The sequence below is a fragment of the Myroides profundi genome (genome assembly GCF_000833025.1).
Classification (GTDB): domain Bacteria; phylum Bacteroidota; class Bacteroidia; order Flavobacteriales; family Flavobacteriaceae; genus Flavobacterium; species Flavobacterium profundi_A.
Window position 1 is genome coordinate 2,923,116 of the sequence record NZ_CP010817.1, and the last position, 11,613, is coordinate 2,934,728.

Below are 11,613 nucleotides of genomic sequence, written 5' to 3' on the forward strand. Positions count from 1 at the left end.
TATTGAAATAACAAAGAAAATGAGGGATAATTACACGAATGATATAAGGTAGAGACGCAATACTTTGCGTCTAACACCCAGTATGGTCGCCAACATTTTTTATAGATCATTATAGAATTTATCTTGTTCCCAAGTTATTGGGTTCATTATAATATAATTAGCAATCTTTATATAAGATTCAGCGGTTCGTATAATATGATCATGATATCTTGGTTGCCAGAAAAAAGGAATATTTAGTCTGTAAGCTTCTTTTTTAACTCCTACTTTAAATCCTCTTACTATAGAGCCTAAACTGCTAGAAGTAACTTTACATTCTTTTTTTAGTGCACAGTTGTTATCAAATGTGTTGATGTTGTTGATATGTAGAATACCATGTATATGATTAGGCATTATAATAAAGGTATCAAGAATAACATAAGGATGATAAATAGGAATATCATTCCAACATCTTAGGACGCTTTGTCCTAATGAGTTTAAGATTGTTTCTCCTTGTAGAATTGTTCCAAAGTAATTAATTCTATTTTTCGTACATATCGTAATAAAATAAGTACCATTATTACTGTAATCCCACCATTGAGCCCTATTAGAAGGGCTTCTATATATTTTATTGTTTTTATCCATTATCTTTTTAGGTTTAATTTATGTCTACAAAAAGCATTCCTATTACTATGGAATTTATTTAAATACAGGGTTTTTAGACACAATACTCACCTCTACAGAACAAGTTGATGGACATACTATACGGTAGACGCAATGTATTGCGTCTCTACAGAACATTACTTATATACACACTACACGTTAGATACAATGTATTGTACCTCTCTACAGAAGTTGATGGACATACTATACAGTAGACGCAATGTATTGCGTCTCTACAGAACATTACTTATATACACACTACACGTTAGACACAACGTATTGTGCCTCTACAGAACATTCTTTGTCATATAAAATTCATTAACCAATGAATATAAAAACAAAAAGAGGATGTTCTATAAAGAACACCCTCCACTTAAACAATTAAAAGTACTTATTACTACTAATAAGCTTTATCTATATCAGTTACTCTGATCAATTTCTCATTGACGAATTCATGGATACCGTATTTCGCTTGTTCTCTACCATACCCTGACTTCTTCGTACCACCAAAAGGTAATTCTGGTGAGATACCTGTCACATGGTTGATATACACCATTCCGGTAGCAATCTGACGAGCGACCTTCACTCCTCTTTCTTTATTCTCTGTGAATACACTACCGCCTAATCCATAATCTGTATCATTAGCTAATGCGATAGCCTCTGCCTCGTTCTCTACTTCATAAATCATGAATACAGGACCGAAGATTTCTTCGCTATAGGCATCCATCCCTTTTTTGATACCTGTTAGAATAGTTGGTTCCATAAACCATCCCTCTCTGCCTAGTTTATTCCCGCCATAGACTAACTTAGCGCCTTGTTCTACAGCTTTCTTCACTTGTTTTAATACATCTTCTCTAGCTTTCTCACTACTTAGAGGTGCTAACTGAGTATCAGCTGACATAGGATCCCCTACTTTTGTTTGCTTTACTTGTTCAGTTACTCCCTCAATAAACGCCTTAGCTAATTTCTTATCTACTATAAGACGTTTAGGCGATACACATACTTGACCAGCATTCCATAGTCGACCTTCTACAGCACCCTTAATTGCTTTCTTAAGATCTGCATCATCTAGTACGACGAAAGCATCACTACCTCCTAACTCTAGTGTCGTTTTCTTAATATATTTACCTGCTGCGGCAGCTACACTTGATCCTGCTGGCTCACTTCCTGTAAATGCTACAGCTTTCACTCTAGGATCACCGATAATTGCTTCTATAGATGTTCCTGGTACAAATAGATTAGTGTATACCCCATCAGGTAGACCACATTCTTTAAAAATCACCTCCATAATCTCTGCACACTGAGGAATATTAGAAGCATGTTTTAACACCATCGTATTCCCTGCCATAAGATTAGGAGCAGCAGAACGAGTAATCTGATAGAATGGGAAGTTCCATGGCTGTACACTAAGAATAGTACCTATGGGTTCTTTACTGATAAATGCTTCTCCATGAGGCGTTTTTATCTTTTCATCTGCTAATAAGGTTTCTGCATTAGTAGCATAGAAGTCAAAGATATCCGCACATAATAGCACTTCTCCTATTCCTTCACTGTGTAGTTTACCCATCTCACGAGTGATTAAAGCTCCTAGCTCTTCCTTACGTGCTCTGAAAGTTTCTGCTACTTTATGAATAATAGCTGCTCTTTCTTTTATCGTAGTCTTGCCCCATGTCAGAAAGGTCTTATCCGCTTTAGCTAAGATTCTATCTATTTCTTCAGGTGACATCACTGGATATACTTTTTCTTCTTTTCCCGTAGTTGGGTTGATTGTCTTAATACTTGATTTTATCTGTGTACTCATAATTATATTTTTTTAAGTCCCTACTAATTTACTTAATTGAAAATGAAACACTTAAAAACTTATGTTAAATCCCTATGAGTGAAGAAAATATAACAAATACGAGTCTGAATAACACAAGGATCTCATAAGAACAAGATCTATTGTACTATAAAAAACAATAGTACGAGTCTATTGTTTTTCATATTTGGCTATGCAACACTGTTGCAAAGACATAGTCTATGTTTTATCATCTCATCTCTTTCTACTATATTTGCCTTATGAAACAATTCAACAACATATTAAACTTATTTCTTTCGTTAGTTTTTCTAGCGATAAGTTTCTATCCTTGTGCGGATAGTTATGTTGATTTGAATATTACTCAAAGTACAGAATCTATACACTTAACTTCTTTACAACAGGCTGACTCTGATATAGACCACTTAGATGTGTGCTCTCCATTGTGTAGTTGTTCTTGTTGTGCAGTTTCTTTAACTGTGGCAGAAGTCATTAATGTAATAGACCTTTCTTCTGTAAAACACAACCACAAAATCCCTTCATATCACAAAGATGCTGTGATTAGAATGGAGTACCCTATTTGGCAACCACCTAAGATAGTTGCTTAATACCCTTTTAACTTTTTATTTCTATCTATTCATTGAGCTATAATATTGTTCAATGAACCTTTAGAGCTACTTATTTCTGTAGGCATATTCTAACAGAGAACAAGATTGTAGTTATCCTATACAGGCTTATAGAATCATAAAGTTAACTCTTGTTATGGCGCGTTACTTAGCCCATACAACACATCACAAATCATTTTTAAGACTATTACTACTATGTTAGATAAAATCATACATTTTAGTATCCGCAACAAGTTTATTATTGGACTATTTGTTCTAGGGTTAATCACGCTTGGGACTTATTCTCTACTTAATTTACCAATGGATACTCAACCTGATATAACCAATAATCAAGTTCAAATTATCACTAGTTCTCCTACACTAGCAACACAAGAAGTGGAACAATTCATCACCTATCCTATCGAGCAGGCTGTAAAGCCTATTCCTAATATAAAGGAACTTCGCTCTATCAGTAGGTTTGGACTAAGTGTGATCACTGTAGTATTTACAGAAGATACAGATATATACTGGGCTCGTAATCAAATATCAGAAAAACTAAAAACTGCTGAAGAAGTCATTCCTAAAGGAGTAGGAACACCGGAGCTAGCTCCTGTGAGTACAGGACTAGGCGAAATATACCAATATGTAGTCTACCCTAAAGATGGCTATGAAGAAAGATACAATAGTATGGATCTACGTACTATACAAGACTGGATTATCAAACCGCAACTGGTAGGTGTAAAAGGAGTGGCTGAAGTAAACACCCTAGGAGGTCAATTAAAGCAATACGAAATAGCAGTAAAACCTGACTTGCTTAACAGTATGAACACCTCTATCCTTGAGATATTTAACGCACTAGAAGCCAATAACGAGAATACTGGAGGGGCTTATATTGACAAAAAACCTTATGCTTACTTCATCCGAAGTGTAGGAATGGTAAAAAGCATAGAAGACATAGAGCGAATCGTAGTGAAGTCTAACAACGGTACTCCTGTATTAGTACGCGATGTAGCAGAAGTACGCATCGGGAGCAGTATTCGATATGGTGCTGTGACTAAAGATGGAAAAGGTGAAGATGTGAGTGGTATGGTGATGATGCTGAAAGATGCCAATACACAAGAAGTGGTCAAAGCGGTAAAAGAAAGAATCACTCAAATAGAAAAAACACTGCCTGAAGGGGTAGCAATAGAACCTTTTATAGATAGAACTAAATTAATCGACAAAACAGTTAGTACCATTCAAACTAACCTTATCGAAGGTGCTCTGATTGTCGTATTTGTACTAGTATTGCTTTTAGGAAACTGGAGAGCAGGCCTAATCGTTGCTTCTGTAATACCTCTAGCCTTATTATTCGCTATCTCTATGATGAAGTTATTCGGTGTAAGTGGTAACTTAATGAGTTTAGGAGCGATTGATTTCGGATTAATAGTCGATGGAGCTGTTATTATTGTAGAAGCCATAGTACATCGACTCCATGCAGGTAAAAATAGAGTGCTCACCCAAGACGAAATGAACACTGAAGTATATACTGCTTCGTCTAAAATAAGAACAAGTGCTTCGTTTGGAGAAATTATTATCCTAATCGTGTACTTGCCTATTCTAGCTTTAACAGGCATCGAAGGAAAAATGTTTGGCCCTATGGCGATGACGGTGTCATTTGCTATTCTAGGAGCTTTCATTCTTTCGCTTACTTATGTACCTATGGCCTCTTCGTTATTCTTATCGAAGAAAGCAGGAAAAGAAAAACCAAACTTTAGTGATAAGATTATTGACAAACTATATAGTTGGTATAAACCTCTATTAGAAGGTGCTTTTAAAATAAAAAGAATCGTTCTAGCTATTGCTTTTGGATTATTTGCCATTGCTTTATTTGTCTTTGGTCGTATGGGAGGTGAGTTTATTCCTACTCTAGACGAAGGGGATTTAGCTACACATATTATTATCTCTTCTGGTAGTTCGCTATCCCAAGAAATAGAGACTACGACTAAAGCAGAACAGATTCTAATGGAGCGCTTCCCTGAGGTGAAAATGGTCATCTCAAAAATAGGTAGTGCGGAGATTCCAACGGATCCTATGCCTATGGAAGCTGCCGATATGATTATTATTTTAAAAGAGAAAAAAGAATGGACATCAGCTAAAACCAAAGAGGAACTTATCTCACTAATGGAAGAAGCCTTAGAAGAAATACCGGGAGTAACGACAGAGTTCTCTCAACCTATCCAAATGCGTTTTAATGAACTAATGACTGGAGTAAGAAGTGATGTAGCGATTAAAGTGTTTGGAGATGATCTAGATCGCCTAGCGAGTATAGGAGATGAAATAAGTGGTCTAATCTCAGGTGTACCTGGCGTAGCTAGTACTAAACTAGAAAGAGTAAGCGGATTACCACAGATATCGATTAAGTATAATCAAGATAAACTTGCGCTATATGGGCTTACGATATCTGAAATCAGTCAAGTCGTAAGAGCTGGTTTTGCAGGAGAAACTGCAGGAGTAGTTTATGAAGGAGAAAAAAGATTTGACCTAGTCGTACGCTTAGAGAGCAATTCTAGACAAGATATTGAAAACCTAAGAAATATGTTTATCCCATTAGCGAATGGGCAACAGATTCCATTAGGACAAATCGCTAATATCGACTTTGAAGACGGTCCTCAGCAGATCAGTAGAGAAGATGGTAAAAGACGTATTGTATTAGGATTTAATGTTCGTGAACGAGATGTAAAAAGTGTGGTAAATGACATTCAAGCCATCTTAGATAAAAAACTAGATATGCCTGATGGATACTTTATCACTTATGGAGGACAATTTGAAAACTTAGTGGAAGCAACAAACCGATTAATGGTAGCTGTACCTGTAGCTTTAGCATTAATATTTGTGTTGCTATACTTTACTTTTAAATCAGTAAAACAGTCCTTGATGATCTTTACTGCTATTCCTCTTTCTGCTATCGGTGGAGTAGCTGCATTATGGCTTAGAGATATGCCTTTTAGTATCTCAGCAGGAGTTGGGTTTATCGCACTTTTCGGAGTCGCTGTATTAAATGGTATCGTACTAATCGGTCAGTTTAACTCACTTAAAAAAGAAGGTATGGATTTATATGAAAGAATTATAGAAGGAACTAAAATACGTCTACGCCCTGTATTACTTACAGCAGCTGTAGCTTCTCTAGGTTTCTTACCAATGGCACTAAGTACTAGTGCTGGAGCAGAAGTACAAAAACCCCTAGCTACAGTAGTTATCGGAGGGTTAATCTCTGCAACTATCTTAACGTTAATCGTCTTGCCTATTATCTATTACTATGAAGAAAAAGGATTGGGAATAGGCAAAAAAAATAAAGCTATAGTGGTCTCTACTCTATTATTACTGATGGGAATAGGTACACAAGCACAAGAAGCCAAAAAGCTTACATTACAAGAGGCTTTAGAACTAAGCGTAGCAAATAATAAAGGAATAAAAGCGGCAGAGTATAATACAATTGCTCAAAAGCAAATGATAGGAACATACTTTGATCTAGCTAAAACAGATATATCAACAGGTTTTGGGTATTTAGATACTAAAGAGAAAAAGGACATTACCTTGTCTATTTCTCAATCTTTCTCGCCATTTACCTATGGAAAGAAAAAGTCTGTTCTAAATAAGGCTTACGAGACCGCTGTTATCCAACAACAAGGAGCTGTTAATGTTACGGAGTATGCTGTAAGACAAGCTTGGGAAAACTTATTATATGCACTTTCAAAAGAAGTACTACTCAAAGAACAAGCAGACTTATTAAAGGATTTTTCTAAATCAGCTAAGCTTCGCTATGAAACAGGTGAAACAACACTCATGGAAAGTAATGTAGCTTCTGCTAAAGAACAAGAGTTAAGAGTACTTATCACACAAAATAAAACAGGGATAGACAACGAAACTTCTAAACTTAAAGCTCTTTTAAACTTAGAGGAAGATTTTATCCCTATGAACACGGATATTGTGTATGACAAACATGAGGCAGACGCTGACTTTGATTTGAGTTTAAACAATACTATTCAACTAGCAGAAAAAGAGATAGAAACAATAGAAGCAAATAGAAAACTAGAGAAGGCAAACTTCTTACCTGATTTCTCATTAGGTTATAATATAAAATCTGATTCAGGAACTGTAACAGGGAGTAATGGACTACCTATCACTTATGGGAAAGAATTGCGTGTACCGAGTTATACAGTTGGAATTTCTATACCTATCTTCTTTAGCAGTCAAAATGCTAAGGTAAAAGCGATGAAGTATGAAATACAACAAGCTACATTGCAAAAAGAATACCTGCACAAACAGTTAGAAGAAAATGTCCAACAACAATTTGACATTATCAAAGCACAAGAGAAAGTAATCGATTACTATCAAGAAAATGCTTTAAAGAATGCTGCTCTTATCAAAGACCACGCTAAGAAATCTTATAATAATGGGGATATCTCTTATGTAGAATACATTCAATCCGTAGAAACAGCACTAGCAATTCAGATGAATTACTTAGATGCGATTCTACAGTATAACCTAAGTCACAATACCCTACATTATTTAGTAAACCAATAATATCAGAGAAATGAAAAAGTCGATTATATTTTTATCAATAGCTACAAGTATTCTATTCTTTAGTTGTAAGAATGCTGAAGAAGACCATTCTGGCCATGATCACGAAAACGAAAAAACGGAGAGTACTACAAAAACAGAAGCGAAAGAAGAATCTGCTAATAAAGAGGTAGAGCTTAACCAAGCTCAATACACTGCTTCTAACATTCAGCTTGGACAAATACAACAAAAAAACTTAAGTGATGTCATTCGAGTTAATGGTAATACTGAGCTTCCTGCGCAAAGTCAGGCTGATGTATCTTCTTTTTTAAGTGGTACAATCACAAATATCAATGTGAATTTAGGAGACTATGTAAAAAAAGGGCAAACAATAGCAACTATAGATAGTCCTGAGTATATTCAGCTGCAAGAGGAATACCTCGTTTCTAAAAACACATTAGAATATTTAGAGCTAGAGTATAAACGTCAGCAAACTCTAAGAGCAGAAAATGTCAACTCTGAAAAGACCTTTCAGAAGACTAAATCAGACTTAAATATTGAACGCGCAAGATATCAATCTTTAAGCAATAGACTAAGTTTAGTTAATACAGCTCCTGGATCTATTTCTAAATCGCTGAGAATAGTATCTCCTATCTCTGGTAATATAGCTACTATACCAGTCAAAATAGGTACTAATGTTATGGCAGGACAATCTCTTTTTACTATTGTAGATAACTCTAGAATTCACCTAGATTTATTAGTGTATGAAAAAGATATGCCTTTTATCAAAATAGGACAAAAGGTTTCTTTTAACTTTACTAATATCAATAATTCAGAGGTAACTGCTACTATCTTTAGTATCAATAAATCTTTTGAACCTGGCACTAAAACCGTAATTGTACATGCTAATATTGACAATGTGCCTGAGACTCTGATACCTGGACTTTATGTAAATGCATTAGTACATATCGGAGAGAAAACAGTTGACGCTCTACCTAATGACGCGATTGTCAAAGCAGATGGACGTGAGTTTATTTTCATTCTTGAAGAAGCTCATAAAGAAGAGAGTGGTATGTCATATCACTTCCAAAGAATCGAAGTCAAAACGGGAGTATCAGAATTAGGGTACTCACAGGTAACAGTCTTACAAGATATTCCTAAAGACAGTCAGATAGTGCTATCTGGTGCTTATTATATCCAAAGCCACTTGATCAAAAACGAAGGAGGCGGAGGGCACTCTCATTAAGCTAATTATAACAAATAAAGGCTATCCTAGTGATAGCCTTTATTCATTTATATATCGTTATTAAATTGATTCTATGCTATAAAATCATCAGAATTGCGTGCAATACCCGTGATGTATTGTTGCTAGAAATAGAATATTCTATAAATTCAGCTACTACTGCAGGAAAAAACATTTATCTCTATGACGAATTACTCTACTCACTTATCGCTTAATAGCTTTAATCATTCTATCATTTCCTACCATATCTTTTCTTAACTCTACAGCTGTGAAATCAAGGGATTCAAACAATGTTTTAGTCTCCTCTCCTAGATATTGATTAATTTCATAGAATAACATACCTCCTGTTTGTAAGTTGTTATTAGCTAGATGAGCTATTTTTCTATAGAATATCAGTGGATCATTATCTTCTACGAATAGAGCTAAATGAGGTTCATAATCTAATACATTCTTTTTTATTTCTACTTTTTCTAAGTTGCGTACATAAGGAGGATTAGATACGATAATATCGTACTGACTCTTCAAATTTTCTAGTTGTAATACATCTTGTAATACCGTTTCTACAGCCACTCCATTACTTACTGCATTCTGTTTCGCTACTTCTAAAGCCTTGTCAGAAACATCCATTAAAGTAACTCTAGCTAGAGGTAATTCATTTGCTAATGTTATCCCTATACAGCCACTTCCTGTTCCGATGTCTAATATCCTAACAGGTTTAGATGGATTGACACTATTTATTATCCATTCTACTAATTCTTCTGTTTCTGCTCTCGGAATAAGAGTAAATTCATTTACTTTAAAGATCAATCCATAAAAATAGGCTTGCCCAAAGATATATTGAATTGGTTTTTCTTGTTTTAATTCTTCTAATACAGATTCCCATACTGCTACCTTATCTGTCTGCATCGTTGGATTCATGACTAGATCAATTCTAGTCTTCCCTTCTATTTCTTCCAAAGCAATCAAAAATAATTGCTCCGCTTCCACAGCATCATAAACAGGAGTTAAACTCTCTTTAAAACAGGATTGGTAGTACTTTATCTGCATAGTATTCTTTAAAAAACAAATGTTTTAGTTTAATTTTGTTCAAAGATACATTATTATCAATTTTGGAAAGACACGAATTATATATTTCTCGCTGTATTCAGTTAGCACTACAAGGAACTTATGCTGCTATGCCTAATCCTTCTGTAGGAGCTGTGGTAGTACACAACAATCGCATTATCGGAGAAGGCTTCACTTCTCCTTATGGAGGTCCTCATGCTGAGCCTAATGCAATAGCATCTGTTCAGAATCAAGAACTACTAAAAGAGAGTACTTTATACGTCAGTCTAGAGCCATGTAGTCACTTTGGTAAGACTCCTCCGTGCTGTGACTTGGTAATCGAAAAGAAGATACCTAAAGTCGTTATCGGTACTGTAGATCCCTTTGCAAAAGTATGTGGTAGAGGAATCCAAAAAATGCGTGATGCAGGAATAGAAGTAATAGTAGGTGTGTTAGAAAAAGAATGCCAAGAGAGTAACAAGCGCTTTTTTACATTTCACAATCAAAAGCGCCCTTATATTATCTTAAAATGGGCTGAGTCTATAGATCACTTTATCGCTCCTATACAAAGAACTACTAATAGACCTTTCTGGATATCAAATACCTATTCTAAACAATTAGTACATCAATGGAGAAGTGAAGAAATGGCTTTCTTAGTAGGTACACAGACAGTTCTTAGTGATAATCCTTCTCTTACTACAAGAGATTGGTACGGCAAAAGCCCTATCCGTGTATTCATTGATAGAGTTGGCAAAATAGATAATTCCTTTAGCATTAAAGATAATAGTGTCAAAACGATCTGTATAACGGCTAAACAAGACTTACTCTCTACTGATAATCTAATCTATGAGTATGCAGATTTTAATCAACCTCTAGTACCACAGATTCTTGATATTTTATACAGACATCAGATTATGTCTGTTGTAGTAGAAGGCGGTTCTCATACACTTCAGCATTTTATTGATGCAGAGTTATGGGATGAGGCAAGAGTTTTTATTGGAAATACACCAATAGTAGAAGGCATCCCTGCTCCTCATCTTTCAGGATTTGATAAAGTAGTAAAACATCGTATTTTAGACAACGAATTAAGAAAAGTATATCGCAAATAATGGCAGAAGCATTAGATTCATATAAAACAATAAGTAGACCAACAGAAGAAGTATTGTACAAAGAAAAGAATAGTAAGTTTTTTGGCTATGCTTTTCCTATTCAACGTGAAGAAGAAGTAAAAGAGATCATCGATCGCATCAAGAAAGAGCATTATAATGCACGTCACTGGTGCTATGCTTTTCAACTTGGAGCAGAACAGGTATACTATCGTGCTAATGATGATGGAGAACCTAGTAATACTGCTGGTGCGCCTATCTATGGACAAATACAATCTTATGATGTCACAGATATTCTAATCGTAGTGGTTCGTTATTTCGGTGGTATAAAGCTGGGCGTAGGAGGACTTATCACTGCCTATCGTGCAGCAGCGCAGATGGCCATGGAAGAAGCGGACATTATAGAGAAAACCATTGATAAGAAGTTTAAAGTTCGCTTTGAATACAAAGACATGAACAATGTCATGCGTGTAATCAAAGAAAAAGACTTAAACATTCTAAGTCAAAAAATGGAAATGAGTTGTGAAATAGAGTTATCTATACGCAAAAATGAATATGAACAAGCGCTAGCTGCCTTTGTTCCATTTTATGAAGTAAAAGTTGTCGAAGAAACGGATGAAGCATACTAGCTTTATTCCT

8 protein-coding genes are annotated in these 11,613 nt (G+C 35.3%); 5 read left to right on the plus strand and 3 right to left on the minus strand.

The features are described from left to right. Positions 1-99: 99 nt before the first annotated feature. Both MPR_RS12915 and MPR_RS12920 read right to left on the minus strand, forming a co-directional pair. A complete protein-coding gene (locus MPR_RS12915) occupies positions 100-621 on the minus strand; it encodes a transposase (protein ID WP_041893203.1) in 522 nt (173 codons plus the stop codon). Between the two features lie 418 nt (positions 622-1,039). Beyond that, the gene (locus tag MPR_RS12920) at positions 1,040-2,440 is read right to left on the minus strand and encodes an NAD-dependent succinate-semialdehyde dehydrogenase (RefSeq protein ID WP_041893204.1); all 1,401 of its coding nucleotides are present in this window, start codon (positions 2,438-2,440) and stop codon (positions 1,040-1,042) included. Positions 2,441-2,697: 257 nt separating this feature from the next. On the opposite strand from MPR_RS12920, the gene MPR_RS12925 reads away from it, so the two are divergent. From MPR_RS12925 to MPR_RS12935, 3 genes are all read left to right on the plus strand, one after another. Then, complete coding sequence (locus MPR_RS12925) at positions 2,698-3,042, plus strand: DUF6660 family protein (RefSeq protein WP_006258575.1); 345 nt, start codon at positions 2,698-2,700, stop codon at positions 3,040-3,042. A 213-nt stretch (positions 3,043-3,255) separates the two neighbouring features. Further along, entirely contained in the window at positions 3,256-7,605 is a 4,350-nt protein-coding gene (locus tag MPR_RS12930) for a CusA/CzcA family heavy metal efflux RND transporter (protein WP_041893206.1), read from the plus strand. A gap of 10 nt (positions 7,606-7,615) precedes the next feature. Then, positions 7,616-8,827 carry an efflux RND transporter periplasmic adaptor subunit gene (locus MPR_RS12935; RefSeq protein ID WP_041893208.1) on the plus strand — a complete coding sequence of 404 codons (1,212 nt, stop codon included), beginning with the start codon at positions 7,616-7,618 and terminating at the stop codon, positions 8,825-8,827. Between the two features lie 201 nt (positions 8,828-9,028). Here the strand turns inward: MPR_RS12935 and prmC are convergent, their stop codons facing one another. Then, complete coding sequence (gene prmC / locus MPR_RS12940; protein WP_041893210.1) at positions 9,029-9,871, minus strand: peptide chain release factor N(5)-glutamine methyltransferase; 843 nt, start codon at positions 9,869-9,871, stop codon at positions 9,029-9,031. Between the two features lie 35 nt (positions 9,872-9,906). On the opposite strand from prmC, the gene ribD reads away from it, so the two are divergent. Further along, on the plus strand, positions 9,907-10,977 hold the full coding sequence (ribD, locus tag MPR_RS12945; protein WP_041893211.1) for a bifunctional diaminohydroxyphosphoribosylaminopyrimidine deaminase/5-amino-6-(5-phosphoribosylamino)uracil reductase RibD: 1,071 nt from the start codon (positions 9,907-9,909) through the stop codon (positions 10,975-10,977). Next, positions 10,977-11,603: an IMPACT family protein gene (locus MPR_RS12950; RefSeq protein WP_041893213.1), complete on the plus strand. Its 627-nt coding sequence runs from the start codon at positions 10,977-10,979 to the stop codon at positions 11,601-11,603. The genes ribD and MPR_RS12950 overlap by 1 nt, the downstream gene beginning before the upstream one ends. Positions 11,604-11,613: the final 10 nt, after the last annotated feature.